Annotated in this window: 14 protein-coding genes and 1 pseudogene; 4 read left to right on the top strand and 11 right to left on the bottom strand. The window is 70.2% G+C overall.

Annotated features, from left to right (window positions below):
- Nucleotides 1–44: 44 nt before the first annotated feature.
- Nucleotides 45–950 carry a squalene/phytoene synthase family protein gene (locus ABZ490_RS40520; RefSeq protein ID WP_359002298.1) on the bottom strand — a complete coding sequence of 302 codons (906 nt, stop codon included), beginning with the start codon at nt 948–950 and terminating at the stop codon, nt 45–47.
- A gap of 224 nt (nt 951–1,174) precedes the next feature.
- On the bottom strand, nt 1,175–1,321 hold the full coding sequence (locus ABZ490_RS40515) for a hypothetical protein (protein WP_359002296.1): 147 nt from the start codon (nt 1,319–1,321) through the stop codon (nt 1,175–1,177).
- A 238-nt stretch (nt 1,322–1,559) separates the two neighbouring features.
- On the opposite strand from ABZ490_RS40515, the gene ABZ490_RS40510 reads away from it, so the two are divergent.
- Nucleotides 1,560–2,186, top strand: a complete 627-nt coding sequence (locus ABZ490_RS40510; RefSeq protein ID WP_359002294.1) for a hypothetical protein — start codon at nt 1,560–1,562, stop codon at nt 2,184–2,186.
- A 187-nt stretch (nt 2,187–2,373) separates the two neighbouring features.
- Here the strand turns inward: ABZ490_RS40510 and ABZ490_RS40505 are convergent, their stop codons facing one another.
- Nucleotides 2,374–2,979: a dihydrofolate reductase family protein gene (locus ABZ490_RS40505; protein ID WP_359002292.1), complete on the bottom strand. Its 606-nt coding sequence runs from the start codon at nt 2,977–2,979 to the stop codon at nt 2,374–2,376.
- 182 nt (nt 2,980–3,161) lie between these two features.
- Here ABZ490_RS40505 and ABZ490_RS40500 point away from each other — a divergent pair.
- Nucleotides 3,162–3,334, top strand: a pseudogene (locus ABZ490_RS40500) (aminoglycoside phosphotransferase); the annotation flags it as partial.
- Nucleotides 3,335–3,433: 99 nt separating this feature from the next.
- Here the strand turns inward: ABZ490_RS40500 and ABZ490_RS40495 are convergent.
- Genes ABZ490_RS40495 through ABZ490_RS40485 form a run of 3 tightly spaced genes read right to left on the bottom strand, consistent with a single transcriptional unit; the run spans nt 3,434 to nt 5,942 of the window.
- Nucleotides 3,434–4,063 (bottom strand): 3-oxoacid CoA-transferase subunit B, encoded by a 630-nt coding sequence (locus ABZ490_RS40495; protein WP_359002290.1) that lies wholly within the window; start codon nt 4,061–4,063, stop codon nt 3,434–3,436.
- A complete protein-coding gene (locus ABZ490_RS40490; protein ID WP_359002288.1) occupies nt 4,063–4,758 on the bottom strand; it encodes a 3-oxoacid CoA-transferase subunit A in 696 nt (231 codons plus the stop codon). The genes ABZ490_RS40495 and ABZ490_RS40490 overlap by 1 nt, the downstream gene beginning before the upstream one ends.
- Nucleotides 4,755–5,942, bottom strand: coding sequence for a thiolase family protein (locus tag ABZ490_RS40485; protein WP_359002286.1), 1,188 nt, complete (start codon nt 5,940–5,942; stop codon nt 4,755–4,757). The genes ABZ490_RS40490 and ABZ490_RS40485 overlap by 4 nt, the downstream gene beginning before the upstream one ends.
- 75 nt (nt 5,943–6,017) lie before the next feature.
- On the opposite strand from ABZ490_RS40485, the gene ABZ490_RS40480 reads away from it, so the two are divergent.
- Nucleotides 6,018–6,947, top strand: a complete 930-nt coding sequence (locus tag ABZ490_RS40480) for a LysR substrate-binding domain-containing protein (RefSeq protein ID WP_359002284.1) — start codon at nt 6,018–6,020, stop codon at nt 6,945–6,947.
- 293 nt (nt 6,948–7,240) lie between these two features.
- Nucleotides 7,241–8,560, top strand: coding sequence for a hypothetical protein (locus tag ABZ490_RS40475; RefSeq protein WP_359002282.1), 1,320 nt, complete (start codon nt 7,241–7,243; stop codon nt 8,558–8,560).
- A 173-nt stretch (nt 8,561–8,733) separates the two neighbouring features.
- Here the strand turns inward: ABZ490_RS40475 and ABZ490_RS40470 are convergent, their stop codons facing one another.
- From ABZ490_RS40470 to ABZ490_RS40450, 5 genes are all read right to left on the bottom strand, one after another.
- Entirely contained in the window at nt 8,734–10,005 is a 1,272-nt protein-coding gene (locus tag ABZ490_RS40470; RefSeq protein WP_359002280.1) for an Nramp family divalent metal transporter, read from the bottom strand.
- A gap of 132 nt (nt 10,006–10,137) precedes the next feature.
- Nucleotides 10,138–10,866, bottom strand: a complete 729-nt coding sequence (locus ABZ490_RS40465) for a GntR family transcriptional regulator (protein WP_359002278.1) — start codon at nt 10,864–10,866, stop codon at nt 10,138–10,140.
- A 56-nt stretch (nt 10,867–10,922) separates the two neighbouring features.
- On the bottom strand, nt 10,923–11,645 hold the full coding sequence (locus tag ABZ490_RS40460) for a hypothetical protein (RefSeq protein ID WP_359002276.1): 723 nt from the start codon (nt 11,643–11,645) through the stop codon (nt 10,923–10,925).
- Nucleotide 11,646: 1 nt separating this feature from the next.
- The gene (locus ABZ490_RS40455) at nt 11,647–12,723 is read right to left on the bottom strand and encodes a maleylacetate reductase (RefSeq protein WP_359002274.1); all 1,077 of its coding nucleotides are present in this window, start codon (nt 12,721–12,723) and stop codon (nt 11,647–11,649) included.
- A 74-nt stretch (nt 12,724–12,797) separates the two neighbouring features.
- A complete protein-coding gene (locus tag ABZ490_RS40450; RefSeq protein WP_359002272.1) occupies nt 12,798–13,754 on the bottom strand; it encodes a VOC family protein in 957 nt (318 codons plus the stop codon).
- Between the last annotated feature and the right edge of the window lie 85 nt (nt 13,755–13,839).

Here is a 13,839-nt window from a genome sequence, read left to right as displayed (position 1 = left end):
TCGCACCAGCGGCGCAGGACAGCGCGCGGGGGCTGACGGTGAGGTCAGGGCCAACCGGCTCTCCGACGAGCACCCACCAGCACGCGGAGCGAGCCCATTACCGGCGGTGAAACGGGCCCGCGCACCAACCGGGCACCACGCGCGAGCGCCGCGTCGGCAGTCAGCAGTTCGATCTTGATGACGGCTTCCAGCAGAGCGCCGTGACGGTTCGCGGTCAGGGCGGGTGAGTCCTTGGCGGCCAGCAAGGAAGCGCGGGCTTTTGTGATCTGGTCTTCCATCAACCGCCTTACACCTGGCGATTCGCGGGCCGTCGCGAGGTCTTCTGCCGTCACCGAGAAGCGTTCCAAGGTATCCGCCGGGATACCGATCCGCCCTTCCGTCAGGTCTTCGGCGAGGTCGTTGACGAAGTCCAGCCGCTGGCTGCCATCGATGAACAGCCGGCACCCGGCCCTGAAGTCTCCGTCATCGTGCTCCGGGCCCAGCAGGCATCCGACGAGCATGAAGGCGGGCAGCGAGTAGTCGTCCACATAGGCCTGGTAGTCCGCCTCGGTGGCGAAGGCGGAGGATTCCAGTTCGGTCGTGGCGGTGGACAGGTACTCCTCCACCACCGTCCGCAGCCGCGGATACGCTGCCGTGGTCGACAGCAGGGTGCGGACCAGCGGATCGTCGCTCACCCCGCTGTCCAGCGCCTTGCGGACCTCCCGCTCCCATGATGCCCACGCTGTGACCCGCTGCGACTTCGGACCCGTGTCCAGCACGTTGTCCCCGTGATGCATCACCGCCGTCGCCGCCACGACATGGGGCAACAACGCCTTCGGCAGCAGCAGACGGATGGCGAGATACGAGGCACGCCGAAAGCGCGCCACCAACTCCCGCTGAACGCCGTAGTCCTGCCGCAACAGCGGCTCACGGATCCCCGCAGCGTCCAGGCTCTGGTTCCACACGCTCATGCGCTGATCGTAGGTGAGTTGACTTCGGCGGGAGTGACGGCCGTGGGGACCGGACTCGCGGTGGGCCGGGCGCTGTCGCTACGGCTGTCACAACTCCGTCGGATCTCGAGCGCTCGCTGCCGAGGGCCGGGTGAAGTGGTCCTCGGCTCGGCGGTGCGTCCAGATCACGTCTGTCGTTCCCGATCCGCTCTTCGGCTCGTCCGGCCGGGATCAAGGACCCGGGGTCACCGGCGGCCGCGCAACTTCCGTACCAGCTCCTGGGCCCGGGCGCGGCGGCGTGGGTCCGCCGCGGACCGGCGTACCTGTTCGATCGTGCGCCGGCCCTGCGGACTCCTCACGAACGCCTTGATGCGTGCGACCACTCCGGCCATGCCGCTCCCTCCGCCTGGGTGCTCCGCTCCTGTGAGGCACCTCGCGTTCTCGGCTACCCGGTGAGGGGCGGCGTGCGTCTCCGTACCGGCCCGGTGGCCGAGGCAAGCCGCTGGTTGGCCGGAAATCGTCCATGTCTGCGATAGTCGCCGCCAACTGCACTCGTCAGACAGGATCGCCATGCCCATCACCTCCAAGACGTCGGACCGGCACAGACCCGGCACCGTTCTCCGTGCGACCGTGACCATTGCCTCTGCCGCCGTTCTCGCGGTGGTGCTCGCGGCCTGCAACGGAGACGGGACCTCGACGGCAGCCCCCGCCGGTGGGAAGACCACGACGGCAACGCCGGGCGCCGGCAGCACGGGGACCGGTTCACAGACGGCCGGCGCCAAGCCCGCGGACCAGCCTGCGCAGAGCACGAACAGCAGCGGACCGTCCTCCTCCACGGATCCTCAGCCCATCTCCTCGGCGACGGCTGTGCCGACCGACGCCGGCGGTGGCACGGACGGTGACGACGGCTGCGATCACAAGATGCCCATCTCGCCCGACGAGGTGGCGGTCTACCGCTACACCCCCGAGGGGGGCTCCCTGGGGCTCATCGTCAAGTACGGCAACTGGGGCTGCGCCCCTGCGGACTCCGACGGCGCACCTTTCGAGACGGTGGGCAAGGAGACCTACATGCCCCTGGACCAGGCGGCGTACATCACCGTCACCACGCCCATCGTGGAGAGCACCGAGAACCAGCACATCGGCGTCCAGGAGTTCCTCGACTGGCTGGAGGCCAACCCGGACAGCGGACTGGTGTTCACGTACCATCTGGGCGCCGACGGGGCGATCGATCGCCTGGAGGAGGAGTTCACTCCCTGAGCAGCGGTGCTGCGGCCGCTGTGCGACGGAGGCGCCTCCGTGAGAGACCGGCTTCCCCCGAGCGGCGACAAGTCGCCTGCGTCGTGGGAGGCCGGGAGCCGCGGTGGTTGTGTTCCAGGAGTGGTGCGGTCTCGCCGGTCCGCCGGCGCAGGCCTGGCGGCCGTCCGGACCGGCGGACGGGGAGAGGTCACCCAGGGACGCCGAGCGGCGGATGCTCGAGCACGCGGGGCTTGTACTCGACGAGCTGGATGCGGCCGTCGAAGGTGCGGTGCTCGATCATTTCCAGAGCAACGTCCGGATAGCCGTCGTAGATGCGTTCCTCGCCCGTGGCCCCGGTGATCACCGGGAACATCACGACCCGGAAGCGGTCGACGAGTCCGGCTCGTAGCAGGGACCTGCACAGGCTGAGGCTGCCGATCGTGCTGAGGAGACCCGAGCCGCTCGACTTCATGGCGCGGACCGCCTCGACGGCGTCGTCGCGGATGAGCCTGGAGTTGGCCCACGTCAGTGGCTCCTCGAGCGAGGAGGAGAACACCACCTTGGACGCCTGCGTGAGCGAGTCGACGGACGCTTCTTCTTCGGGCCTGAACTCGTCTTGGCCACTAGGGACCTCGCCTGCGGCGAAGCCCGACATCAGGCGGTAGGTGTTCGCTCCCATCAGGTAGGTGACCTCGGGCTGCTTGCCGAGCCACGCGAGGTACTCCGGGCCTTCGAGGCCCCAGAACCCGGGCCATCCCTCTCCTGATGCGTAGCCGTCGAGGGAGGTGATGAAGTCGACGAGAAGCTCCGACATGGCGGTGTCCTTACCTAGGGTGTCACGAGCTTGGACCGGCCGGGAGCCGCAAACTCATCGGCCACGCTGTGGAGCAACGAGAAAACCCATGACTCTGCCGCAGCCGATCAGGTCGGCGGAGCGGCACTGCTCTGGCTGTCGATCAGGCAGGCGCTGGGCTCGCTGGTGTGGCCCCCGGCCTGGCGGACTTCTTCGAGGTGTACGCACACGCAGACCGGGCGACGATCGGGCGCGCTCGAGGACTGGCCGCTCCGAAGAGTCGTGTCCCTGTTCTCATGGGGCAGGACGGGGAGCGGGACCTTCCCGGCTGCAAGCCGACATGGGACCCGCAGGCCGGGCGGCGCTCGATCGCGTGTTCGGACCCGCTTCGGCCGGTCCTGTCCTGCTTGAAGCGCAGGTGGGTCATGGCCTCGGCACCGGCGTCCACGCAAGGGCCTCGCGCGGGCGTGGCATGTCAGTGGACGCGGTCGAGTCCGAGGCGAGCCGACAGGGCCTCGTGAGTGGTGCCGTATGTCTCCAGGATCCTCACTTCGCCGCGGGAGAGATCGAAGACGCCGTGGTCGGTGTAGACGCGGCTCACGCAGGTCCGCCCGGTGAGGGGGTAGGTACAGGCCGGCACGAGCTTGGGGGAGCCGTTCTTGGTGAAGAGCGTCATCATCACGTAGACGTCCTTCGCGCCGATGGCCAGGTCCATGGCGCCGCCGACAGCCGGGATGTCGTCGGGGCGGCCGGTGTGCCAGTTGGCCAGGTCCCCGTTGAACGCGACCTGGTAGGCGCCGAGCACGCAGACGTCGAGATGGCCGCCGCGTATCATCGCGAAGGAGTCGGCGTGATGGAAGTACGACGCGCCCGCCAGTTCGGTCACCGGCACCTTGCCGGCGTTGGTCAGGTCCGGGTCGATCCCGTCGCCGACGGCGGCGGGGCCCATATGGAGCATGCCGTTCTCGGTGTGCAGGACGATGCCGGAGTCCGCCGGCAGATGGTCGGCGATCCTGGTCGGGTGGCCGATGCCCAGATTGACGTAGGAGCCGGCCGGGATGTCGCGGGCGACGACGGCGGCGAGTTCGTCGGGGGTGAGTGCCATCAGCGGGCTCCTCGGGTCAGGTACTGACGCGGCTGGACCTTCACGACCCGGTCGACGTAGACGCCCGGCGTCACGACCGCCTCGGGGTCGAGGGAGCCGACGGGCACGACTTCGGCGACCTGGACGACCGTCAGGGCGGCGGCGGTGGCCATGACAGGACCGAAGTTGCGAGCGGTCTTGCGGTAGACGAGGTTGCCCATCCCGTCGGCACGGTGGGCGCCGATGAGGGCGACGTCGCCCTTGATCGGGTACTCAAGGAGGTACGTGCGCCCGTCGATGGTGCGCACCTCCTTGCCCTCGGCGAGCGGGGTACCGACCGCCGTCGGGCAGTAGAACGCGCCGATGCCCGCCCCGGCCGCCCGCAGCCGCTCCGCCAGGTTGCCCTGGGGGACCACTTCGAGCTCGACCTTGCCGCTGCGGTAGAGCTCGTCGAAGACGTAGGAGTCGCTCTGCCGGGGGAAGGAGCAGATCACCTTCCGCACGCGCCCGGCCCGGAGCAGCGCCGCCAGGCCGACCTCGCCGTTGCCGGCGTTGTTGCTGACGACTGTCAGGTCCTTCGCGCCCTGCCGGATGAGCCCGTCGACGAGGTCGAAGGGCATCCCGGCCGGCCCGAAGCCGCTCACCAGGACGGTGCTGCCGTCCTCGATCCCGGCCACCGCCTCGTCGACGCGCTCCAGTACCTGCGCCCGGCTCACCGGTCGGCCTCCACGTTCTCCAGCACCACGGCGAGCGCCTGCCCGACGCCGATGCAGATCGCCGCCACGCCGTACCGTTCGCCGCGTTCGGCCAGCACCTTCGTGAGCGTTCCGAGGAGGCGGCTGCCGGAGGCGCCGAGGGGGTGGCCGAGGGCGAGGGCGCCGCCCTTGACGTTCACGATGTCGGGATCGATGCCCCAGGCGTCCACGCAGGCGAGGGCCTGCACCGCGAACGCCTCGTTGAGCTCCACCGCGCCGACCTGGTCCCACTTCACGCCGGCCCGCGCGAGCGCGCGCTCGGCGGCCTCGACCGGCGCGAACCCGAACGCCTGCGGCTCCAGAGCGCAGGCGCCCCGGCCGGCGATCCTGGCCGGCGGCTCGTGGCCGATGATGTCCGCCGCCGCCTCGGAGCCCAGCAGCACGGCCGAAGCACCGTCGTTGAGCGGCGAGGCGTTGCCCGCGGTGATGGTCCCGTCCTTGCGGAACGACGGCTTCAGCGCGGCCAGCTTCTCGACGGTGGAGTCGGCCCGGATGCCCTCGTCGCGGGTGAGTCCGGCGCCGTCGACGGGCACGACCAGATCGTCGTAGAACCCTTCGTCCCAGGCCGCGGCGGCCAGCCGGTGGGAGCGGACGGCGAAGGCGTCCTGCCGCTCGCGCGAGATGCCGAACCGCTCCTGAAGCTGCTCGTTGCACTCGCCCAGCGACACCGTCCACTGCGCTGGCATCCGGGGGTTCACCAGCCGCCAACCCAGCGTGGTGGAGACCGCGGTGACATGGCCGGCGGGGAACGCGCGGTCGGGCTTGGGGAGCACCCACGGCGCTCGCGTCATCGACTCCACGCCACCGACCAGCACGACGTCGGCCTCTCCCACGTCGATGGTCCGCGAGCCGATGATCGCGGCGTCGAGCGACGAGCCGCACAGCCGGTTGACCGTGGTGGCGGGCACGGAGACGGGGAGCCCGGCCAGGAGGCCCGCCATCCGGCCGACGTTCCGATTGTCCTCACCCGCCTGGTTGGCGTTGCCCCACACGATCTCGTCGATCGCGGCGGAGTCGAGACCGGGGACCTTGCCGAGGAGGCCGTTGATCGCGTTCGCCGCGAGATCGTCGGGGCGGACGCCCGCGAGAGCGCCGTTGAAACGCCCGAACGGTGTGCGTGCGGCGGCATAGACGAAAGCTGTCATGCCGACCACGTTAGGCAGCCGCCTTGATACGGTGAAGGACCAATATCCGACCTGATTGAGATGAGGCACGTCTTAGTGGTTCATCTGCGTCACCTCACGTACTTCGTCGCCGTCGCCGAGGAGCGTCACTTCGGCCGCGCCGCAGACCGGCTCCACATGGCACAGTCGCCGCTCTCGCAGGCGATCCGCCAGCTGGAGTCGGAGCTGGGGGTGAAGCTTCTGCACCGCACCACGCGCCGCGTCGACCTCACCGACGCCGGCCGTGCCTACCTGGACCGGGCACGCGTGATCCTCGCCGACGTCGACGAGGCCGCACACGAGGCCCGTCGGGTCGCGGCCGGAGCAGTCGGTCACCTCGCGATCGGCTGCGTCGGCTCCGCGACCTACAGCCTGCTCCCGGCACTGTCGCGCCACCTTGCGGCCGAACTGCCCGGCGTGGACTTCGCCTTCCGCGGCGAGATGCTCGCGCCGGACCAGGTCGAGGCCCTGCGGGCCGGTGAGATCGACATCGCCCTGCTGCGGCCGCCGGTCGCCGATCTGGCGGTCACCGTCACGCCTTTGAGGCGCGACCGGCTGGTGGTCGCTCTGCCCGCCGACCATCCCCTGGCCCGGCGGAAACAGATCAGGGTGGGGGACCTGGGGCGCAGCGATCTCATCGTCCACTCCGCCGACCGGCGCTCGGTGATGTACGGCCTGGTGCTCGGACTCCTCCGGGACGCCGGCGTCGACCCGCACGTCCGGCACGAGGTCGGCGAGACCTCCACCCTGGTCACGCTCGTCGCCGGCGGGCTCGGCGTCGCCGTCGTACCCGAGCCGGTGACGGCACTGGCACTCGGGGGCGTCACCTACCGGCCGCTGGTCCGCCCGGCCGCGACGGTCGAACTCGCCGTCGCCCACCGCTCCGACCGCACGGAGCCGCACCTGAGACGGGCCGTCGAGGTCATCCGCCGGATGTTCCAGGCCAGCGCCGTACCGGATGGACAACTCAGCAGGAGCGGCATGTAGGCGATCCTGTCACCAGCCACCGACAGCCCCCTGCCACCTGAACCGGCGTCAGCGCTCAACTGGCTGTGACGCCCACGGAGCCAGCCATGGTGACAACAAGTCTGAGTGTGTGACGACTGTCGGATGTTCTCCCACAGGGCCGGAAAACCCAGGCGCGGCGGGCTGCCCTGCCATGTGATGATCCTGCCGGCGCACCGGGGCTGCGGGCGCGTCATTCACGACATCACACCCTGGAGGCAGCAATGAGACGGTTCTCTGCTGGACGCCCCTTACGCCTCAGATCCGGGGCCGCCGTGGCGGTGACGGCCGGCCTGCTGACGGCCGGCCTCGCCGCGCCCGCGTTCGCCGCGGACGCCCCGCCGCAGACCGACCAGTTGTCGATCAACGAGCCGTACGAACGAACGCTGCCGCTCGGCACCGACGGCGGTCGGCCGCAGTCCCGCACTCTGGGCGTCGGCATCTACCACGACAACGAGAACTTCGCAGTGACCAACGGCAGGCTCACCGTCGACGTCTCCGGCCTCACCGGGGTCGCTGAGGTGACGTGGCCGGACAACTGCACGCCGAGCGGCACGAGCGCGGTGTGCGACGTTCCCGTGGTGCCCGCGATCGGGGGCGACTACGAGGACCAGGTGTTCCTGACGGTGCGTGCGGCCGACGGTGCCGGAGTCGGCGCACAGGGCAGGATCACCTACGAGGCCACGGCCACCGGCGGTCCCGACGGTACGCTCACCGCGCCGCTCGAGAGCGCCGACACCACGCTCACCGTCGGCTCCGGGCCCGACCTCGCCATCGATCCCGTCGGCGACATCGCGGACGGTCAGCCCGGCGACGAGCGGGCGATTCCGTTGAAGATCACCAACAACGGCAACGAGAGCGCGGAAGGGTTCACCGTCAAGCTCTCCGCCTCGTACGGCCTGACGGATCTGACCCGGTACGACGCGTGCACCTATGCCACGACGGACGGCAACGACTACGCACCGTCGACCAACGCCATCTGCACGTTCGATCAGGTGCTGGCGCCGGGCGACTCCTTCGAGCTGCCCGAGCCGCTGACGGTGCGACTCGCTCCGCACGCGCTGAACGAGCGGCTCGACATCGATATCGAGCCGGGCGGCGGCGCCCAGGACATCGACTCCCAGAACGACTACGCAATCCTCCAGATCCGCGCGGAGAACACCGCGGACTTCTCCGTGACCGGTGACGCCATCTCCGGCGCGGCGGGCGAGACAGTCACGGCCGAGCTCACGTTCAAGAACAACGGCCCGGCCTGGTTCGGCAACCTCGGTTCCGGTGACCCGGTCGCCGAGGTCCGGCTGATCGTGCCCACGGGCACCAGGGTCACCGGCGTACCGTCCGGCTGCTCCCCGCGAACCCTCGACGGCGGCTACTACCCGAGGCAGACGGGCGCCCCGCGATACGACTGCAACCTGCGGTACTGGGTCCTGGAGGACACCCAGCGCACGTTCGCGTTCTCCGTGCGCGTCGACACCGTGGTGCCCGGCGCGACCGGCGCCGTGAGTATCCATCCCCCGTTCGGCGAGTTCGGCGAGTACCCGTTCGACTTCGACCCGGACGTCACGAACAACACGGCGGTCCTGGCCGTCAACTGACCGGCGCGGGGGTTCGGCCTCCGGGATGGTCGACGACCCCTTGACCCGGTACATGTTCTGCTCACCCGGCCAGGGCGCGGTCGTGTGCTCGGCGCGAAGCGGCTGTGCGTGGTGATGACGCTGTTGGCCGGGGACCTCGCTGAGAGCCCCGGCATCCCGCTGGTGCGAGCGCCTCAGCCGAAGAGCACCTGCTGAAGCAGGTACACGTTGATCCCGGAGATGAGCAGCGCCGCCACCCATCCGACGAACGTCGTCACGCGACGGTTGACCAGATCCCCCATCAGATCCCGGCGGCGGCTGAGCAGGACCAGCGGGACGAGCGCGAAGGGGATCCCGAAGGAGAGCACCACCTGCGACATCAGCAGTACCGTGTCCGGCGGAACCCCTAGCGCGAGGACCGCCAGCGCGGGCGCCATGGTGAGGGCCCGGCGCAGGAACAGCGGGACCCGGATGCGCAGGAAGCCCTCCATGATGACCTGGCCGGAGTAGGTGCCCACACCCGAGGAGGAGAGGCCGGAGGCCAGCAGTGCGGCGGCGAAGGCCAGCGCCGCGCCGCCGCCCACGAGCCGGCCGAAGCCCTCGTGGGCGCTCCCCAGACTCCCGTCGAAGTCCCCGGCCGTGCCATGGAAGACGGCGGCCGCGACACAGAGCATGGACAGGTTGATCAGCCCGGCCAGGCTCAGCCCCGCCACGGTGTCCACGCGCAGGGTGCGCAGGGCGCGCCGGCGCTCCGTGGTCCCCTGCGGCCGCTGCCGCTGCGCGGTGAGAGCCGAGTGCAGATAGATGACGTGCGGCATGACGGTCGCGCCGATGATGCCGATGGCCAGGACCACCGAGTCGGTGCCGCGGAACTCCGGGACCATTCCCGCTGTCAGTCCCGAGGCGGACTGCCCGCCGGCCGCGATGACGGTGTAGGCGAAACCCAGGGCGATGATCGAGAGCAGGAACACGATCGCCAGCTCGAACGGGCGGTGGCCACGCTGCTGGAGGGCCAGGATCGCGAAGCTCACCACCGCGGTGATCAGCGCGGCAGGCAGCATCGGCACTCCGAAGAGAAGATAGAGACCGATCGCCGCGCCCACGAACTCCGCGAGGTCGGTGGCCATGGCCACGATCTCGGCCTGCACCCAGAGCCCCCTGACGACCGGACGGGGAAAGTTGTCCCGGCAGAGCGTCGGCAGGTCCCGGCCGGTGGCCAGGCCGGTCTTCGCGGAGAGGTACTGGATGAACATCGCGACCGCGCACGCCGCGACGAGGACCCACACGAGCAGATAGCCGTGACGGGCTCCCGCCTGGACGTTGGTCGCGAAGTTGCCCGGGTCGACGTAGGCCACGGCGGCGACGAACGCGGGCCCGTAGAAGGCGAACCGTCGCCGGCGTGCGGCTCGGCGGAGTGCGGGGCCCCGCACGAGGGCGGGTGCTGCTGCGGAGGTACCGGTACTCATGTGGGCTCCAGCGGTGCGAGCTGCTCGGACGGTATGTGCGTATGATTGTCATACAAAATTTCCGCGTATGGCAATGGGGGAGCAGCACCCGCAGAGGGGGATCGACGGCCGCCGCACGGCCGGCGCGGACGGTCAGTCGCGGGGTGTGCCGGACCCGTTGGCGTCGAGGTCCGCCAGTGCGCTGAAGGCCGCCTGGTAGGACCGGTCCACATGGGTGCAGCAGGCCCGGACCGCGCGTTCGGCATCGCGGTCGGCCAGGGCGTCGTAGATCGCGCGCAGCTCGGCGCCCGCGACCCGGGCGCGGCCGGGTGAACACAGTGAGGCGCACATCAGTACGACGATCCGCGTCCGCAGTTTGGCCAAGGCGTCCAGCGTGGTCATCACGCCGGCGGCGCGCAGCAGCAGGCCGTAGAAGTTGTCCCGCGCGTGGAGCAGGGCCGCGGGGTCCGGCGGCAGCTCCGCCAGTGCCTCGAACTCCAGCAGGGTGCCGTGCAGCGCCCGCAGCTGGGAGTCGGAGGCCTGCGCGATGAAGCGGCGCACCGTGACCTCCTCCAGGGCGCGTCGTACCTCGTCGATCTCGGCGGCCTCCTCCGGCGAGGGCACACAGACGACGGAGCCCTCGTCGGGGCTGGTCAGCCAGCCCTGCTCGGAGAGGTCACGAAGGGCCTGGCGCACCACGGCCCGGGAGACGCCGGTGCGGGCCATGACGACGTTCACGTCGAGCCGCTGGCCCGGTGTCAACCGTGACCAGCAGATGTCCTCGCGTACCGTCCGCAGGACGCGCTGCCTGGAGTCGGCCAGTACCGCCGCCGACTCCAGACGCGAGTGGGGCTTCCTTGCCCCTGAGCCTTCGTGCTCCACGGCAGCGAGGCTACGGCGACATCGTCATACAATCAATGCCTCGTGTGGCGCCATTTCTATGCTTCTGCGCCGGGACGCGCGGGGGCCTCGTCGATGATCTCGACCCGTTCCAGCAGGCGCGTGCGCAGCAAACGCCGCAGGCGCACGACCGAGTCCTCGTTGAGGTGGTGCAGGGGATCGTCGTACGTCGTGAACTCGACCCGGGCGCCCAGCGCGGCCAGTGCGCCGGCCGTCCGCTCGGCGCGGGGGAGCGGCACGAACTCGTCCTCCTCCGCGCACAGCAACACGATCTCGGTGCCCGGCAGAGCGTTTCCCGGCTCGGCCGGCCAGGGTGCGGCCTCGGGCCCCAGATGGCCACCGGTGTGCAGGAAGGCCCCCGCGCACGAGGGCTGGTCCCGCAGCAGGTACTCGGAGAGCAGACAAGCACCCTGGGAGAAGCCGAACAGGACCACATCCTGGGCGGCCCAGCCCGCGCGGGCGAGGTCGGCGAGGTGGGTCCGCACCGCGTCGAGCGCGTGGTCGAGGTGCGGCTGGTTCGCCTCCAGCGGCTCCATGAAGCCCCGTGGGTACCAGGTGTCGCCGTCGGCGCCGGGGATCACCCACGCGACCCCGGGCAGGTTCACCCGCTCGTACTGACCGACCATGAATCCGGGGCCCTGGCCCCGTCCGTGCACCGCGTACACGACCAGTCCGGCGTCGGCCAGAGGCGCGCCGCGCAGCAGGGGCGGCACGGAGAGATGCGGGTTGCCGGGCCTGACACCGAATGCCGTCGTGTTCATCTCAGTCCGCCTCACTGTCTCGTGGTGGCTCCCCGGCCCAGGCGCGGGTGAGCAGGTCGGTCAGGGCTTCGGCGTCCACCCGGACGGGGTTGTTCCGTGGCACGTACGGCAGGATCAGCCGGGCCGCCTCGGGGATGTCCTCGCGTCGCATTCCGTGGTCGGCCAGGGCGCGCGGGGCGTCGAGTTCCTCGCGCAGTGCGTTCAGTCCCGCCAACGGGGTGGTGCCGTCCAGCGCGGCGGCGATCCGGTGCGCCGTGGCCGGGGTTCCCGGGGCGTTCAGTTCCAGTACGTACGGCAGCACGGTGGCGTGGGTCTGCGCGTGCGGGAGGTCGTACGCGCCGCCCAGTACATGGCAGATCTTGTGGTGCAGCCCCGACCCGGCGGAGGCGAAGGCCACCCCGGACAGGTAGCAGCCGTACAGCGTGGCGTCACGCCCGTCGATGTCCTCCGGGTCCCGTACGACGCGGCGCAGCCCGTCCGCCACCGCCCGCAGACCCTCCATCGCGAGGGCCTGGTTCACGGGGTTGGCGCGTGGGGCCCACATGGAGTCGACACAGTGGGCGATGGCGTTCAGCCCCGAGGCCACCGAGAGGCCGACGGGCAGGGACAGGGTGAGGTGGGAGTCGTACACCACCGTGACCGGGAGGACCGCGTCGTCGACGCCCGTGGTCTTGCGGGAGTCCTCCGTGAGCCCCCAGACGTTCGTGGCCTCGGAACCGGCGTACGTCGTGGGCACGGCGACGATCGGCAGCCGGGTGGTGAGTGCGACCGCCTTGGCCAGACCGGTGGTGGACCCGCCGCCCACGCACACGATCAGGTCCGCGCCGCACTCGGCGGCTGCGGCCCGGGCGGCCTCGGCCTGCTCGACGGGGACATGGGGGCGTACGTCGCTGTGCCGCAGCACCACCGGCAGGCCGGCGGTGACGCGGTCGGCGGTCACGGACTCGGCCGGAGCGGCGATCACCATGACCCTGCGGGCGCCCAGCCGGTCGATCTCCGCGGCCAGATTCCGGGTGGCGCGTCCGTGGCCGAAGACGACGCGCTGGCCGAGCGTGATGTTCTCGAAGGTGAGGCTCACTGTTCGTTCCTGGTGGGAGGTCGGGGGCCCGGGCGCGTCCGGCGCGCCCGGGCACCGGGTGTACGGCGGGATCGTCAGTCGGTCGTGACCGGCTCCAGGCGCGACAGGATGCTCTCGCGCTCGCTCTCGAACTGCGGCGGCAGCATGAAGTTCTTGCCGAGTTCCTCGGGGGACTCGTCGCAGTCCCAGCCGCCGGCGTCGTCCGTGACCGCCAGCTCGAACAGGGCGCCGCCCGGGGTCCGCACGTAGTGGGACTTGAAGTAGGTGCGGTCCTTGAGCTCGGAGATGTCGGTGTAGCCGGCGCCCTCGATCTCGAACTTCACCGCGGACTGGTTCTCCAGCGTGTCGAGGTTCCACGCGAAGTGGTGGTAGGTGCCGGCCCCGAAGTGCCAGGTGCCCTGGTCGTCGGCACGGTTTCCGCGCAGCTCGATGAAGTTGCCGTACCCCTGGGTGCCGACCTGGAAGGAGGCGAGGTCACCCTCCTCCGAGACCTTGCCCTGGGAGAAGAAGGCGTCGTTGCCGAAGTCGACCATGCGGTCCTGGTCGTACACGTGGAGGCCCACGCCGTGGATGCCGTGGACGGCTGCCGCGGCGTCCACGCCGTTGCCCGTGAAGCCCTCGCGCGGGTCGTTCTCGTTGCCGACCAGGACGTACTCGATGCCGGACGGGTGCTCGAAGGCGACGCGTCCGGTACCGAGGGCCTCGAAACGCCGGGAGCGGATGTCGTGCTGTGCGAGCCGCTTCGTCCAGTAGTCGAGTGAGTCGGCGGGGACGGAGAGGAGCACCTCGCGCGCCTGGTTGGTGCCCCGCTTGCCGTACACCCCGGCCTGCGCCCAGGGGAACGTGGTGACCACCGAGGACGGGTCGCCGTTCGCGTTGGAGTAGTAGAAGTGGTAGATCGGCGCGGAACCGTCGTACAGCACGGTCTTCTTGATGAAGCGCATGCCCAGGACCCTGGTGTGGAAGTCCACGTCCTCCTGCGCGCCACCCACGGACAGCGTCACGTGGTGGGAGCCGACGAGATACGTCATTGCTCGAGTCTCCTTCTCTGGGGAAGTCAGCGGTATGATTGTCATACGATATGACGGCCCAATGTCAATGGGGAGACCCGAATCG

It is taken from the genome of Streptomyces sp. NPDC005811 (assembly GCF_040630405.1).
Taxonomy (GTDB): Bacteria; Actinomycetota; Actinomycetes; order Streptomycetales; family Streptomycetaceae; genus Streptomyces.
This window is presented reverse-complemented; position numbering and strand designations above follow the sequence as displayed.

Excerpts from the sequence above, each read along its gene's own strand:
- ABZ490_RS40520 (WP_359002298.1), bottom strand. The coding sequence starts at position 950 with ATGAGCGTGTGGAACCAGAGCCTGGACGCTGCGGGGATCCGTGAGCCG.
- ABZ490_RS40515 (WP_359002296.1), bottom strand. The coding sequence starts at position 1,321 with ATGGCCGGAGTGGTCGCACGCATCAAGGCGTTCGTGAGGAGTCCGCAG.
- ABZ490_RS40505 (WP_359002292.1), bottom strand. The coding sequence starts at position 2,979 with ATGTCGGAGCTTCTCGTCGACTTCATCACCTCCCTCGACGGCTACGCA.
- ABZ490_RS40495 (WP_359002290.1), bottom strand. The coding sequence starts at position 4,063 with ATGGCACTCACCCCCGACGAACTCGCCGCCGTCGTCGCCCGCGACATC.
- ABZ490_RS40485 (WP_359002286.1), bottom strand. The coding sequence starts at position 5,942 with ATGACAGCTTTCGTCTATGCCGCCGCACGCACACCGTTCGGGCGTTTC.
- ABZ490_RS40470 (WP_359002280.1), bottom strand. The coding sequence starts at position 10,005 with ATGAGTACCGGTACCTCCGCAGCAGCACCCGCCCTCGTGCGGGGCCCC.
- ABZ490_RS40460 (WP_359002276.1), bottom strand. The coding sequence starts at position 11,645 with ATGAACACGACGGCATTCGGTGTCAGGCCCGGCAACCCGCATCTCTCC.
- ABZ490_RS40450 (WP_359002272.1), bottom strand. The coding sequence starts at position 13,754 with ATGACGTATCTCGTCGGCTCCCACCACGTGACGCTGTCCGTGGGTGGC.